Raw genomic sequence first — 14,349 nt, 5'->3', positions numbered from 1 at the left:
TCGGGCGGCGGCCGTCAGGCGGAGGGTGCCGCGGGCAGGGCGGCGCGGATGCGGGCGACCAGCTCGTCGGCCTGATAGGGCTTCTGCAGGATGGGCAGCCCGTCCAGCGCCGAGGCCCGCTGGATCTCCGCATAGCCGGTGACCATCAGGACCGGCAGGCCGGGGCGCCGGGCGCGCAACTCCCGCACCAGCTCCAGCCCCGTCATGCCGGGCATCGCGTAATCGGTCAGCACGAGGTCCACCTCCGGTTCGCGGGCGAAGGCGTCCAGCGCGTCGGGGCCGCTCGACGCCTCCATGATGCGGAAACCGGCATGCTCCAGAACCGTTGCGGTCGCCATGCGGACCAGCGCCTCGTCCTCCACCAGCAGGATGGTGGCGGGGCGGGGCGGGGATTGCGCGGCCAAGGGCGGCTCGGCGTCCTGGTCCGCATCTTCCTCGACGTCGGCCCGCGGCAGATAGAGCGTCACCGTCGTGCCGGCGCCCAGCCGGGTCGTCAGGACCACCGTCCCGCCGGATTGCGCGGCCAGGCCATGCACCATCGACAGGCCCAGGCCGGTGCCGTGCCCGACGCCCTTCGTGGTGAAGAAGGGTTCGAAGGCGCGGGCCGCCGTTTCCTCGCTCATCCCGCTGCCGGTGTCGGCGACGGCAATGCACACGCAGTCCCCGGCGGCGAGGTCGAGCGGCCGTCCCTCCATGTCGTCCGGGCAATTGCCGGTGCGGATGGTCAGGGTGCCGCCCGCCGCCATGGCGTCCCGCGCGTTGATGGCGAGGTTGAGGATGGCCATTTCGAGCTGGTTCGGGTCGACCCGCGCCGGCCACAGGCTGGGGTCCGTCTGCGTCACGATGCGGGTGGTGCCGCCCAGCGTGCGTTCCAGCAGCCCGCCCATGCCGGTGACCAGGGCGCCGACGTCGACCGTCTTCGGCTCCAGCCGCTGCCGGCGGGAGAAGGCCAGCAGATGCTGGGTCAGGGTGGCGCCGCGCTCCACCGCTTTCTCTGCCATGTCGAGGGCCTGGGGGTGGCTGGCTCCACCGCTTTCCCCCGCGGCGCGCAGCAGGTAGAGCGAGGTGCCGATGGCCTGGAGCAGGTTGTTGAAGTCGTGGGCGATGCCGCCGGTGAGCTGGCCGATGGCCTCCATCTTGCGGGCCTGGTGCAGCGTCTCCTCGATCTCGCGCAGGGCTTGGCCGGTGCGCTCCCGCTCCTCGACGTCGCGGGCGACGTGATAGGCGCCGATGCGCCGCCCACTGGAATCTAGGATGGTGCCGAAGGCCAGCTCGTAGCGCTTGCGCTGCAAAGTGGGATCGCCCAGCTCCTCCACGATGGTGAAGCGTTCCCCGCCCAGCGCGCGGCTCCACAGGGACTCCGTGGTGACCTGCGCGGTGGGCAGATGCTCCATCATCTCCAGCAGGCTCTGGCCGATGGCCGGGCGGTGGCCGTACAGCGCCTCGACCTCCCGCTGGTAGGCGCCGTTGAACAGGATGTAGCGAAGCTCCTGGTCCACCGCGACGATCAGGTCGGTGGAGCTTTCGATGATCGCGGCGAACAGGCGGCGGTCGGAGGCGTGACGGTCCACCAACTCGCCCAGCTGCATTTCATGGGCGCGCCGCCGCTCCGTCACGTCCTCCAGGACGCCGACGGAGCGGGTGGTGCCGTCCGGGTCGGTCAGACAGGAGCCGCGCATGGCCAGCCAGCGCACCTGCCCGTCGGGCGAGCCCACGGGGAACTCCGCCTCCAACTCGCCCTTCGACGGGTCGTCGCGGAAAAGGGCGGCGCGGATGGCGTTGCGGTGGTCCGCCGCGACGTTGCGGATCCAGGATTCGACCGAGGCGCCGTCGAGCACCGGGACTCCCAGGAGGGCGGCGGTCTGGTCCGAGCCGTGGAAGCGGCGGCTGCGCATGTCGTAGCGCCAGACCCCCAGCCCGACGACCTCCATGACCAGCCGCTGCTGCGCCTCGCTGTCGCGCAGGCGGCGGGCTGCCCGGTTCAGCGCGCCGGCCACCGCATTGACCTCGCGGATCGGCGCGGGGGCGGACATCACCAGCGCGGCATGCGGGCCGTCGCGCCCCAGCGCCAGGGCGGAACCGGCCAGCGCCGCCACCGGATCGGCGATGCGCCGCCCGACCACCAGCGCCATCGCCAGACTGACGAGCAACAGGATGCCGCCGCCGCACAACACCAGCGTGACCGAGCGGCGCATGGGCTCGGCGATCAGCGTTTGCGGGACGCCGACGGCGACGGTCCAGCCCGACAGCTCCGACCGGGCGAAGGCGTTGAACAGCGGCGTGCCGTCCCGCGCCACGGCGGTGAAGGTCCCGGAACCGGCCGAGGCGGTCCGGCGGAACACCTCCGCCGAAATCGGTGTGCCGGTGAAGGTGTCGGAGGCCGAGGTCCGGGTGATGACGACCCCTTGCCGGTCCCATAGGGCGGCGATCCATCCCTCCGGAAGGCTCTGCTGGCGCAGCACCTCGATGAACATCTCGGTCGGGATGCTCATGGCAAGCACATGCTCCGAGGGTCCATTGCGCGTGATCGGCAACGCAACGGCGACCAGGGGGCGTTGGGCGACAACGCCCGTGAAGATCTCGGAAATCTGGGTCTGACCGCTGTCCGCCGTCCGCCGGACGAGGCCCGTCACCGCGGTGCGGGGAAGCGGCTCCCCGAACGGGCGGCGCGTGTTGATCAGCTGCTGGCCTTGGGCGTTGCTCAGCACGATGTGGACGCCCTCGCGCCGGGAGCCCTTGTGCTGAAGCACCTCGGTCGCCTGCCGGTGGAAGGCGGCGAGATCGCCCTTCGCCAAGTGGGGGGAGGTGGTGAGAACCTGGAGCGCCGTCTCCATCGCCATGAGTTCGCGGTCGATGGCGACGGCCAGCGTCCGGGCCAGATCCTGGCCGGATCGCTCGATCGCGGCGCTCTGCGTCTCGGCCATGCGGAAGACCGTCCAGCCGGCGAATCCCAGCATCGGCAGCAACGCCGCCATGACCAGGAGCACCAGCCCGGTGCGGAGCGACAGCCCGCCGGCCTGGGTTTGGTCGTCGCCCGCCACGCCGTCGTTCACGGCGGGTGCGTTGTCATCCTGAGCGTGCACAGGCAAGGGATGTCATGCTCCGGTATGCATGGCGCGGGACGCGCCCGTAACCATCGCAGAGTCCGGCAGCAAAGGACACACCTTTGACGGAGCAGGGTTTTTATCGAAAGGGGTGGAAATACGGCTCATTCATTCGATCGAATGAGCCCCGCGAAGGCGAGGAACGTGAAGCCTCGGTGTGTGTATAGAAAAAGGAGCCGCAAGCGGCTCCCTCTCCATCATCGGCTGGTGCGTCTGCCGGGCGTCAGGCCGGCTGCTTGCCGTCCATCAGCGCCACGAAGCGGTCGAACAGATAGTGGCTGTCCTGCGGGCCGGGCGAGGCTTCCGGGTGGTACTGTACCGAGAAGACCGGCTTGTTCTTCAGCCGGATGCCCTCGTTGGTGCCGTCGAACAGGCTGACGTGGGTCACCTCGGCGTCGGCGGGCAGGGTCTCCTCCATCACCACGAAGCCGTGGTTCTGGCTGGTGATCTCCACCCGGCCGGAGGCCAGGTCCTTCACCGGATGGTTGGCGCCGCGGTGGCCCAGCGGCATCTTCTTCGTCTTGGCGCCCAGCGCCAGCGACAGCATCTGGTGGCCCAGGCAGATGCCGAACATCGGCAGGCCGGTGTCCAGCAGGCCCTTGATCGTCGGCACGGCGTATTCGCCGGTGGCCGCGGGGTCGCCGGGGCCGTTGGACAGGAAGACGCCGTCCGGCTTGTGGCGCATCACGTCCTCGACGGTGGCGGTGCCCGGAACCACGGTCACCTTGCAGCCGGCCGCGGCGAGGCAGCGCAGGATGTTGCGCTTGGCGCCGAAATCGATCGCCACGACGTGGAAGCGCGGGCTCTCCTGCGTGGCGTAGCCGGCGCCGAGCGTCCAGGCGCCCTCATCCCAGCCGTAGGTCTGGCGGCAGGAGACGTCCTTGGCGAGGTCCATGCCCTCCAGCCCCGGCCAGCCCTTGGCCTTGGCGATCAGAGCGTCGAGGTCGAACTTGCCGTCCGGCGCGTGGGCGACGACGCCGTTCGGCGCGCCCAGGTCGCGGATGCGGCGGGTCAGGCGGCGGGTGTCCACCCCGGCCAGACCGACCAGCCCGTAGCTCTTCAGCCAGTCGTCGAGGTGGCGCGTGGCGCGCCAGTTCGACGGGTCGGTGACGTCGGCGCGCAGGATCAGGCCGCGCGCGGCGGGGGTCACCGTCTCGATGTCTTCCGGGTTGGCGCCGGTGTTGCCGATGTGCGGGAAGGTGAAGGTGATGATCTGCCCGGCGTAGCTGGGGTCGGTCAGGATTTCCTGATAGCCGGTCATCGAGGTGTTGAAGCACACCTCGCCCACCGAATCCCCCACCGCACCGATGCCTCGGCCCTTGAAGACGGTGCCGTCGGCCAGAACCAGGACACCGGTGTAAGCGCCGGCATCGCCCGCCGGGAGAGTCGATTGAGCCATCCTTCAGACCTTATCAAGAGCCGCCGCGGGCCACATATTCCTGCTTTGCGGAGCGTCGGCGCCGCGTCCCGCCCCGCTGGGCGCACGCGTCGTCGTCGGTCCGTGCCCCGCCATCCCGGTTCCTTGCGGTTCGGGTGTCTGAGCCTGGATCGATTAGTCGGGACGGGTGAGCCGGTCAACCGTATATGACGATTGGTACCCCGATTTCCAGCGGCGCGTTTGCATAATCGCCGTGCTTCACCGGTGGGGCTTGGCCGTTGGAGGGGTTGTGGAATGCGCTGGCGCGGGGTGGGAAGCGGCTCTTCGGAATTGACGTGGCAATCCGGCGCAAATTTAGGAATATTGCCGGTTCGCGCCGCGTCTCCCGCGCCATCCCACGGATGGGGACGGTGCGGATGCTGCCGAGCGGCCGTTATCGTTTCGACGTGACGAACCACCTGACGAACACGAAGGACACACGCAATGCTGCGCACGCGCCTGAACGAGGCTTTGAAGCAGGCGATGCTCGCCAAGAACCAGCGCGCCGTCTCGACCGTGCGCCTGATCCTGGCCGCGCTGAAGGACCGGGACATCGCGGCGCGCTCGCGCGGCGTCACCGACGGCATCGACGAGGCCGAGATCCTCTCCATGCTGCAGACGATGATCAAGCAGCGCGGCGAGTCGATCAAGCTGTACGAGCAGGGCGGACGCCTGGAGCTGGCCGAGCAGGAGCGCGAGGAGATCACCATCATCGAGGGCTTCCTGCCCAAGCAGATGTCGGAGGAGGAGGTGGCCGCCGCCGTCAAGACGGTGGTGGATGAGATCGGCGCCACCTGCATCAAGGACATGGGCAAGGTGATGGCGGAGCTGAAGACCCGTTACGCCGGCCAGATGGACTTCGCCAAGGTCAGCGGCACCGTGAAGCAGCAGCTGTCGGCCTGCTGACCGTGCGGTTTCCGATCTAGCACGGGGGGCTCCCGCCCATGGCCTTCCCGCCGCAATTCCTGGAAGAACTCCGCACCCGTCTCGCTTTGTCGGACGTGGTGGGCAAGCGCCTGCGCCTGATCCGCGCCGGCCGCGAGTACAAGGCGCCGTGCCCCTTCCACAACGAGAAGTCGCCCTCCTTCTACGTCAACGACCAGAAGGGCTTCTTCCATTGCTTCGGCTGCGGGGCGCACGGCGACATCATCGGCTTCGTCATGCGCCACGACAACCTCGCCTTCCCGGAGGCGGTGGAAGCGCTGGCCGGCGAGGCGGGGCTGCCGGTCCCGCGCGCCACCGAGGAGGACAAGCAGCGCTACGAGCGGCGCAAGACGCTGCACGATCTGGTGGAGCAGGCCGCCCGCTGGTTCGAGCAGCAGCTTTACGCCCCGGCGGGCCGCGCCGGGCTGGAGTATTTCCAACGCCGCGGGCTGGACACCGACGGCATGGCGCGCTTCCGCCTGGGCTTCGCCCCCGGCGATTCCGGCGCGTTGCGCGGCCAGCTTCTGAAGCAGGGCTTCTCGGAAGAGGACATGGTGACCGCCGGCCTGCTGAAGCGGCCGGAGGACGGGCGCACGCCCTACAGCTTCTTCCGCAACCGGGTGATCTTCCCGGTGACCGACCGGCGCGGCCGGGTGGTCGCCTTCGGCGGGCGCATCCTGGAAGGCGACGGCCCGAAATACGTCAACACCGCCGACACGCCGCTGTTCCACAAAGGAACTTTGCTGTATGGCCTGTCGCGGGCGCGGCAGGCGGCGGCGGACGGCAAGCCGGTGATCGTCGCCGAAGGCTACATGGACGTCATCGCGCTGGTCCGCGCCGGGTTCGAGGGGGCGGTGGCGCCGCTCGGCACCGCCCTGACCGAGACGCAGGTCCAGGAGTTGTGGAAGCTGATCCCCGACGCGGAAAAAGTGCCCTTTCTCTGCTTCGACGGCGACAACGCGGGACGGCGGGCGGCGTGGCGCGCGGTGGAGCGCATCCTGCCGCACCTCGCCCCCGGCCATTCCGCCCGCGTCGCTTTCCTGCCAGAGGGGGAGGACCCCGACAGCCTGATCCGCCTGCACGGTCCCCGCGCCATGCAGGAGGTGCTGGGCGAGGCCATCCCGCTGTCCGAGGCGGTGTGGCGCATGGAGACCGAGGGCAAGCCCACCGGCACCCCCGAATCGAAGGCGGCGGTGAAAGCCGCCCTGGACTCGCGGGTCGGGCAGATCGCCGACCGCGACGTGCAGGTCTTCTACCGCACGGAGATGCGCCGCCGCGTCGACGAGGCCTTCGCCCCGCCGCCGCGTCAGCGCAACGACCGCGGCCCCTGGGTTCCTGCAGGGCAATGGCAGGGCGGGGGGCAGGGCGGGCGTTTCGGCCAGCAGACGCGCCGGCACACGCCGGGCCTGCCGGGCCTGCGCACCGCGCCGCCGCCCGGCCACCGCCGCCGCAACCCCGGCAATCTCGCCGCCGCCCGGGAGCGCGTTCTGCTGGCGGTGATCATCAATCACCCCGAACTGTTTGATGAGTTGGGCGAATCGCTGGGCATGCTGCCGTTTCCCGACCGGGAATTGGAGGAATTGCGCCAAGCGGTCATCGGATTGCTTGCTGAACGGCGGGAAAACGACTCGGGACTTGACGCCGCATCGCTTTGTCGCCACTTGTCTTCCGCCGGCTATGATACCATTGTCCGCTCTCTGCTCAGCGAGTCGACCTATGTCCATGCCGGCTTTGCACGCCCGGACGCGTCCTCCTTGGACGCGAAGCGGGGGTGGTGGCCGACATGGCATCACCTGCATCACAGGCAGGTGATGGCCGATTTGAGAGAAGCGGAGGCGGCTTTGGCCCGTGACAACAGCGAGGCGAACTTCGCGCGGGTCGTGGCCCTTCAACAGGAGGTCATCAGGTCCGGAATGGGTATGACGGATGACGAGGATCTCGACGATGCCTAGCGGCCAGCGCCGCCGGGCGTGGTGCGGAAGGGAAGGGCCGGAGGGAATGAGACCCGGAGGGGTCTGTCCGGACAAGCTCCGGAACGGTTCACAACCGGTTTAAGCAGGTGCGGATCGACAGCGGGGGGCCGCTGCGATGCGTGCTATGGGTTTTTATAATGGGGTAATGCGGGGGCATCGATCGCATGGCCACGAAAGCTGCGAACAGCGTTGAAGTTTCCGAAGCCCGGGACGAGGCCGGCGACGGCCCGCTCATGGACGGCATGGGTCTTGCCGTCAAGAAGATGATCGCCCGCGGCAAGGAGCGTGGCTACGTCACCTATGACGAGCTGAACGCTGCCCTGCCGCAGGATACGTCGTCTTCCGAGCAGATCGAAGACACGATGGCCATGCTCTCCGAGATGGGCATCAACATCGTCGAATCGGAAGAGCAGGACTCGGAAGGCAACGCCAACGCCGACGGCGAGGGCGAAGGCCGGTCCGCCGGCAATCTGGACGATGACGACATCGGCCGCACCGACGACCCCGTGCGCATGTATCTGCGCGAGATGGGCTCGGTCGAGCTGCTGTCCCGCGAGGGCGAGATCGCCATCGCCAAGCGCATCGAGGCCGGGCGCGAGATGATGATCGGGGCGATCTGCGAATCGCCGTTGACCATCCGCGCCATCCTCGAGTGGCACGACGCCCTCATGGAAGGGAAGATGCTGCTGCGCGACATCATCGACCTGGACGCCACCTACGGCGGCGGCCCGGACGGTGAGGAGATGCCCGAAGGTCTTGCCGAACCGGTGGAAGCCGCCCCGGAGGAGACCGAGGAGGAGCGTCCGCCGCGTCCCGAGGGCGAAAGCGAGGAGGAAGGCGACGAGGACGGCGAGAACAGCCTGTCCCTGTCGGCCATGGAAGCCGCGCTGAAGCCGCAGGTCATCGAGACCTTCGAGAAGATCAAGACCACCTACGACAAGCTGCACAAACTGCACGAGGGCCGCATCGCGGCCATCCAGCGCGGCGAGGACGTGGCCAAGCAGTCGGACAAGAAGTACGACAAGCTCAAGACCGAGATGGTCGAGCTGATGAACACGGTGCGCCTGAACAACCAGCGCATCGAGCAGCTGGTCGAGCAGCTCTATGCCCTGAACCGCAAGCTGACCGGCTTCGAGGGCAAGCTGCTGCGCATGGCGACCGACTGCCGCGTGAAGCGCGAGGACTTCCTGAACCACTATTTCGGGCACGAGCTCGACCCGAACTGGCTGGAGCGCATCCGCGGCCTGAACCCCAAGACCTGGGGCAAGTTCTACGACAAGTACGAGGCCGACATCCGCAAGACGCGCGACGGCGTGTCGAGCATCTCGGATGAGGCCAAGCTGCCGATCAGCGAGTTCCGCCGCATCGTCTCCACCGTCCAGAAGGGCGAGAAGGAAGCGAGCCGCGCGAAGAAGGAGATGGTCGAGGCCAACCTGCGCCTCGTGATCTCCATCGCGAAGAAGTACACGAACCGCGGCCTGCAGTTCCTGGACCTGATCCAGGAGGGCAACATCGGCCTGATGAAGGCGGTGGACAAGTTCGAGTACCGGCGCGGCTACAAGTTCTCGACCTACGCGACGTGGTGGATCCGTCAGGCGATCACCCGCTCGATCGCCGACCAGGCGCGGACCATCCGCATCCCGGTCCACATGATCGAGACGATCAACAAGCTGGTCCGCACCAGCCGCCAGATGCTGCACGAGATCGGCCGCGAGCCGACCCCGGAAGAGCTGGCGGAACGCCTGATGATGCCGCTGGAGAAGGTCCGCAAGGTCCTGAAGATCGCCAAGGAGCCGATTTCCCTCGAAACGCCGATCGGCGACGAGGAGGATTCGCATCTCGGCGACTTCATCGAAGACAAGAACGCGGTCCTGCCGCTCGACGCCGCCATCCAGGCGAACCTGCGCGAGACGACGACCCGCGTCCTGGCCTCGCTGACGCCGCGCGAGGAGCGTGTGCTGCGCATGCGCTTCGGCATCGGCATGAACACCGACCACACGCTGGAAGAGGTCGGCCAGCAGTTCAACGTGACGCGCGAGCGCATCCGCCAGATCGAGGCGAAGGCGTTGCGCAAGCTGAAGCACCCGTCGCGGTCGCGCAAGCTGCGCAGCTTCCTGGACACCTGAGGTTTCCGGGAGCGCAGGCTCCGCACGGATTGCGGTCGTATGGAAAGCGGGGGACCTTCGGGTCCCCCTTTTCATTTCGGGCGCCTTCATTTTGGCTGCGGCCTCTATCGAACGGGGTTGCATAAGCCCCCGGTTCTGGGCACATTCGGCATCCCTTGGTGGGGGCCTGTAGTTCAGCGGTTAGAACGCGCCGCTCATAACGGTGTTGTCGTCGGTTCGAATCCGGCCGGGCCCACCAAGCTTTCCAATGGGTTGCCGCCCAATGGTTGCCGCTCCGAAAAGCTGTCGGGAAAACAGGACTCCCTAGGTTGCTCGGATCGGTCAAGATGCGCGCGGGGGCTTCTCCATGGCGACGGTGCAGGAAGCGCTGGGGCTTGCGGTCGAGTATCATCTCCAAGGTGCATTGACGGAGGCCAGGGAGCTTTACGGACGAATCCTCGCCGTCGAGCCGGACCAGCCTCACGCGCTGCATTTGCTGGGTGTGCTCGACGGGCAGCAGGGCCGCCCGGTGGAGGCGGTGGCGCGGATTCGTCGCGCCATCGCCAGTGCCCCGGACATCGCCGACTTCCACGCCAACTTCGGCAAGCTGGTCCTGGGGATGGGCCGGACGGACGAGGCGGCGGCGCTCCACCGCCGCGCGCTGACGCTGCGCCCCGGCCACCCGGACGCGCTGGCCGCTCTGGCGCCGCTGCTGGCCGAAGGGCCTCCGACCGACGAGGCCGTGTCGGTGTTCCGGCAAGTGCTGCACTTGAGGCCCGAGGACGGCGGCCTGTGCTTCTCCCTCGCGCGGATGCTGCGGGCGCGGGGGGAGGAGCGGGAAGCGGCGGCGGCCTATCGCCGTCTCATCGCGCTCGACCCCACCCATGGCGCGGCCTGCAACAATCTTGGCAACCTCCTGCGCGCCGGCGGTGCCGTGGCGCAGGCGGCGGTCTCCTTCCGCTGCGCTGCGCGGCTCTCGCCCGGCTCGGCGATGGTGCTGGTCAATCTCGGCGCGGCGCTCGCCGATCTCGGGCGCACCGAGGCGGCGGTGGTGGCGTTCCGTCGGGCGGTCGCCTGCCAGCCCGACAACGGCGACGCCTATTTCGGGCTGGGCAGCGCGTCATCCGGGCCTTGCACACCCGACCGTCTGCGGGTGTTGAACCAGGGGCTGCGCGCCGCCCCGGACCATCCGGGCCTGCTGTACGCCTTGGGTGTGCTCCACGCCGGCCGCGGCGACGACGCTGTCGCCGCTGGCCTTCTGACCCGGGGGGTGGAGGCCGCACCGTGGGACGCCGCGTGCCGGATGGCCTTGTGCGTCGCGCAACTTCGCCACGTCTACGCCGACGACGCGGAACTGGCGTCCAGACGGACGGCCTATGCGCACCATCTCGCCGCGCTCGATGGGCTGATCGGTCCGGGCGCTCCGGCCGACGTGCGGCGGAGCGCCGCCGATCTCGCGGGCGCGCATCTGCCTTTCCTGCTGGCTTACCAGGGCTTGGACAACCGGGCTTTGCAGGAAACCTACGGCGGTATCATGGCCGGGCTGATGCAGGCGCGATTGGGGAGCCGCATCCCGGCCATCCCGGAAACGCCTGGCGCCTCGGCCCGCCCCCGGCCGGTCCGGGCGCGGTTGCGGGTCGGCATCGTCTCCTCGTATTTCCACGACCATTCGGTGTGGCGGGCGATCCTGGCCGGCTGGCTGACCCAGCTCGATCCGGAGCGTTTCACCCTTCTGGGATACCATGTCACCGGCGAGGAGGACGCCTGCACCGCTCTGGCCGCGTCGCGGTGCGCGGTGTTCCGTCGCTGCCTTGGCACCGTGGAGCGCTGGGCGGAGGCCATCGTCGCCGACCGGCCCGACGCGCTGCTGTTCCCCGAGGTCGGCATGGAGCCGATGACCCATCGGCTCGCGGCGCTCCGCCTCGCGCCGGTGCAGGCTGTGGCCTGGGGGCACCCCGACACGACGGGGCTGCCCACGCTCGACCATTATCTGTCGGGCGACCTGCTGGAGCCGCCGGATGGAGACGCCTTCTACAGCGAGCGCCTGCACCGGCTTCCCAACCTCGGTTGCTACGTCGAGCCCACGCGGCGCCCCGTCGCGTCGGTCACGCGCGGGCGGTTCGGCCTGTCCGACGGGGCGCCGGCATTTCTGTGCAGCCAAAGCCTGTTCAAGTACCTGCCGCAGCACGATCATGTGTTTCCCGCCATCGCCGCCGCTGTGCCGGGAAGCCGGTTCCTCTTTTTCCGGCACAGCCAATCCACCGTCACCCGCATCTTTGAAGATCGGCTGGAACGGGCCTTCGCTCTCCAGGGAATCGACAGCCGGGAGCGCTGTGTCTTCGCCGATCCGCTCGACCATGATGCGTATCTTGCGACCCTGCGGGTGATGGACGTCTATCTCGACAGCATCGGCTTTTCCGGATTCAACACGGCCTTGCAGGCGGTGGAGGCGGGGCTTCCGTTGGTTACCCTGCGGGGGGGCTTCATGCGCGGACGGCTTGCCGCCGCCCTGTTGGACCGCCTCGACATGGCCGATGTGGTCGCCCAAGGTCCGGACGACTTCGTTGCGGACGCCGTTCGTCTGGGGCTCGACCCCGCGGCGCGGGCCATCCGCAGATCCCGCCAGACCGCCGCTCTTCCCGTCGTCTATCGTGATCGGGCGACCATCACCGGACTGGAGCGGTTTCTGGCGGGATAGCCGTGACGGCGGAGGCTGTTCCCTCCGCGGGCGGCCCAAGGTCGCGGCGCAGGCAGACGGCGCTGCCGGGGCAGAGGCCGGCGAACTGTGCGCTGGCGCGGATGCCCGGCGGTGCCTCGCTCCGTTCCGCACGCGTGAAGCCGATGCGTTCGAAGAAGCCGGCGGCGCCGATGGTCAGCAGCCACAACCGCTCCAGACCGAGCGCCAGAGCTTCGCGGGAGAGCGCGTCCACGACCGCATGGCCATCGCCCTTGCCGCGGCGGTCCGGCGGCACGACGACCGAGCGGAGGAGGCCGTCGCGCCCATAGATCTCCAAGCCGCCGTAACCCAGGAGCCCATCGGGGTCGTCGACGCGCCAGAAGCGCCGCCCTGCGTCGGCGATGTCCTGGTTCGGCAAGCCCTCCATGGCGAGAAGAACCGCGAGAGCCGGCAATTCCTGCATCGTCAGCGGCGTGGCCGTCCGTGATCCCGTCATGACGGCTTCCTCCCCTTCGGTCCGTTCGCGGCGGGTGCGAACAATTCCCGAAAACAAGAATAACGCCGCCGGATCGCCTGATCCAACCGCGTTCGACACCGTGTCGTGGGAACTTGTATGGGAAGAGGAGAGTGGCGCGCCCGAAGAGATTCGAACTCCTGACCCCCAGATTCGTAGTCTGGTGCTCTATCCAGCTGAGCTACGGGCGCTTCTCTCTGCCGCGGCGTCGGCGGGGCCGTCGTCTGCGGTGGCGCGGTTTTTAATCGTGGCGTGGCCGGAAGGCAACCAAAATCGTCCGGCTCGTGAAATTTTTCCGGCAAGCGGATGTCAGCCCTTTGACGGACTACAGAATGGCGGCGGTTGGGCTTACCTTGGCGTGGAGAGCGACCAGCCAGAAGGGCATTTGAGAACAGCTATGGGCATGACGTTTCTGAGCCGCGCCGTTATGGGGCCGGTGGGGTTGCTGACGGCGCTTTCCGTGACGGCAACGATCGGGGCGGCGGCAATCGCGACGGCACAGGCGGCGGACGACCGGTCCGGCGCCGCGGTGCTGGTGTCCGCGGCCATCGGTAACGAGGTCGTCCAGATGGTCGAACTCGGCCCGAAGGTCATCCAGGTGACCGTCAACGACCGCGTCGTCTACGAGGACCGCGAGGGGCGCACCCTGTCCTTCGTGAACGCCTACAACATGGAAGGGCGCTGGCTGGTGCTGCTTCAGGAGAGCGTGGACGGCAAATGCGCCGCGCGCTTCCGCGTGCTCGACCTCGGCGGGACCAAGCCCTCCGTCTCGCTGCCGTTCGGGACCTGCAGCGACGCGCCGAAGGTGGAGCAGGTCGAGCGGACACTGACCGTTTCGCTGCCGGCGTCCGACGGAAAGAGCACGGCGGCCTGGAACTACCGGGACGGAATGCTCGTTCGCATGCGCTGAATGGAAAGGGAGCGGCGAGGACCGTGGGACATCTGAACCTCTGGCACGTCAACAAAGCGATCTCGCTTCTCGGCAGCACGTCCTTCGTGCTTCCGGTGGCGGGCATCCTGATCGTGATGCTGTGGCGCCGCCATTCGGCGGTCTCGGCGGCGCGCTGGCTGGCCGTGCTGGCCATGCTGATGGGCTCGGTGGCGCTTCTGAAGATCCTGGGGCACGCCTGCGGCATCCGCCTGTTCGACGACCGGCTGACCAGCCCCAGCGGCCACGCCGCGCTCGCCGCCGCCGTCTATGGGGCCGTCGGGGTGATGGCGGCGCGCTCGCTGGACGGCTGGCGGCGTGGCGTGGTGGTCCTCGGCGCCCTCGGCCTGGTGGTGGGAGTGGCGGCCTCGCGCATCCTGCTGCGCTACCATTCGGTGACGGAGGTGGTGGTCGGTCTCATCCTCGGCGGGCTCGCGGTGGCGGCCTTCGCGCAGAGCTTCAACCGGATGACCCCGTCGCGCCTGAACCTCAGCCCGCTGGTCCTCGCCCTGGTCGTTCTGTTCGGCGTCGCCACCTACGCGCTCGGCGACCGCACCAACGCCGAGCCGATGCTGAAGCATTTCGCCTATCTGCTCCGTGAGGAATCCCCAGTCTGCGGTCCGATGCCGCCGCTGAACAGTTTCCTGGAACGGCTGTAGCGGCTGTTTTCCTTGCCGGCTGCCGCGACCGTCCGGGGTTGGTCTTCC

At 68.5% G+C, this 14,349-nt stretch carries 9 protein-coding genes and 2 tRNA genes; 7 read left to right on the top strand and 4 right to left on the bottom strand.

Annotated features, from left to right (window positions below):
• Nucleotides 1-14: 14 nt before the first annotated feature.
• Together ACFPMG_RS33030 and carA are read right to left on the bottom strand one after the other, a co-directional pair.
• Nucleotides 15-3,083 carry a response regulator gene (locus tag ACFPMG_RS33030; RefSeq protein ID WP_377000297.1) on the bottom strand — a complete coding sequence of 1,023 codons (3,069 nt, stop codon included), beginning with the start codon at nt 3,081-3,083 and terminating at the stop codon, nt 15-17.
• 244 nt (nt 3,084-3,327) lie between these two features.
• On the bottom strand, nt 3,328-4,503 hold the full coding sequence (carA, locus tag ACFPMG_RS33025; protein WP_377000132.1) for a glutamine-hydrolyzing carbamoyl-phosphate synthase small subunit: 1,176 nt from the start codon (nt 4,501-4,503) through the stop codon (nt 3,328-3,330).
• A 462-nt stretch (nt 4,504-4,965) separates the two neighbouring features.
• On the opposite strand from carA, the gene ACFPMG_RS33020 reads away from it, so the two are divergent.
• The 5 genes from ACFPMG_RS33020 to ACFPMG_RS33000 all read left to right on the top strand — a co-directional run bounded on the left by ACFPMG_RS33020 (nt 4,966) and on the right by ACFPMG_RS33000 (nt 12,221).
• Nucleotides 4,966-5,427: a GatB/YqeY domain-containing protein gene (locus tag ACFPMG_RS33020; protein ID WP_014240919.1), complete on the top strand. Its 462-nt coding sequence runs from the start codon at nt 4,966-4,968 to the stop codon at nt 5,425-5,427.
• Nucleotides 5,428-5,465: 38 nt separating this feature from the next.
• Nucleotides 5,466-7,397 carry a DNA primase gene (gene dnaG / locus ACFPMG_RS33015; RefSeq protein WP_377000130.1) on the top strand — a complete coding sequence of 644 codons (1,932 nt, stop codon included), beginning with the start codon at nt 5,466-5,468 and terminating at the stop codon, nt 7,395-7,397.
• A gap of 185 nt (nt 7,398-7,582) precedes the next feature.
• On the top strand, nt 7,583-9,544 hold the full coding sequence (rpoD, locus tag ACFPMG_RS33010) for an RNA polymerase sigma factor RpoD (protein ID WP_377000128.1): 1,962 nt from the start codon (nt 7,583-7,585) through the stop codon (nt 9,542-9,544).
• A 162-nt stretch (nt 9,545-9,706) separates the two neighbouring features.
• Nucleotides 9,707-9,782 (top strand) — tRNA-Ile (locus tag ACFPMG_RS33005).
• A 108-nt stretch (nt 9,783-9,890) separates the two neighbouring features.
• Nucleotides 9,891-12,221: an O-linked N-acetylglucosamine transferase, SPINDLY family protein gene (locus ACFPMG_RS33000; protein WP_377000126.1), complete on the top strand. Its 2,331-nt coding sequence runs from the start codon at nt 9,891-9,893 to the stop codon at nt 12,219-12,221.
• Here ACFPMG_RS33000 and arsN2 read toward each other — a convergent pair.
• A complete protein-coding gene (gene arsN2, locus ACFPMG_RS32995; RefSeq protein WP_377000124.1) occupies nt 12,190-12,696 on the bottom strand; it encodes an arsenic resistance N-acetyltransferase ArsN2 in 507 nt (168 codons plus the stop codon). The two genes, ACFPMG_RS33000 and arsN2, sit on opposite strands and share 32 nt — an antisense overlap.
• 132 nt (nt 12,697-12,828) lie before the next feature.
• Nucleotides 12,829-12,905: transfer RNA gene (locus tag ACFPMG_RS32990), tRNA-Arg, on the bottom strand.
• Nucleotides 12,906-13,117: 212 nt separating this feature from the next.
• On the opposite strand from ACFPMG_RS32990, the gene ACFPMG_RS32985 reads away from it, so the two are divergent.
• Complete coding sequence (locus ACFPMG_RS32985) at nt 13,118-13,624, top strand: hypothetical protein (protein ID WP_377000122.1); 507 nt, start codon at nt 13,118-13,120, stop codon at nt 13,622-13,624.
• Nucleotides 13,625-13,647: 23 nt separating this feature from the next.
• Nucleotides 13,648-14,301, top strand: coding sequence for a phosphatase PAP2 family protein (locus ACFPMG_RS32980; protein WP_014240914.1), 654 nt, complete (start codon nt 13,648-13,650; stop codon nt 14,299-14,301).
• The last annotated feature ends 48 nt before the right edge of the window (nt 14,302-14,349 follow it).

This window comes from Azospirillum himalayense (assembly GCF_042657465.1).
GTDB lineage: Bacteria > Pseudomonadota > Alphaproteobacteria > Azospirillales > Azospirillaceae > Azospirillum > Azospirillum himalayense.
Note: the sequence above shows the minus strand (reverse complement) of the source record. Positions and strands in the feature narration are given on the sequence as shown.

Excerpts from the sequence above, each read along its gene's own strand:
- carA (WP_377000132.1), bottom strand. The coding sequence starts at position 4,503 with ATGGCTCAATCGACTCTCCCGGCGGGCGATGCCGGCGCTTACACCGGT.
- ACFPMG_RS33020 (WP_014240919.1), top strand. The coding sequence starts at position 4,966 with ATGCTGCGCACGCGCCTGAACGAGGCTTTGAAGCAGGCGATGCTCGCC.
- dnaG (WP_377000130.1), top strand. The coding sequence starts at position 5,466 with ATGGCCTTCCCGCCGCAATTCCTGGAAGAACTCCGCACCCGTCTCGCT.
- rpoD (WP_377000128.1), top strand. The coding sequence starts at position 7,583 with ATGGCCACGAAAGCTGCGAACAGCGTTGAAGTTTCCGAAGCCCGGGAC.
- ACFPMG_RS33000 (WP_377000126.1), top strand. The coding sequence starts at position 9,891 with ATGGCGACGGTGCAGGAAGCGCTGGGGCTTGCGGTCGAGTATCATCTC.
- arsN2 (WP_377000124.1), bottom strand. The coding sequence starts at position 12,696 with ATGACGGGATCACGGACGGCCACGCCGCTGACGATGCAGGAATTGCCG.
- ACFPMG_RS32985 (WP_377000122.1), top strand. The coding sequence starts at position 13,118 with ATGACGTTTCTGAGCCGCGCCGTTATGGGGCCGGTGGGGTTGCTGACG.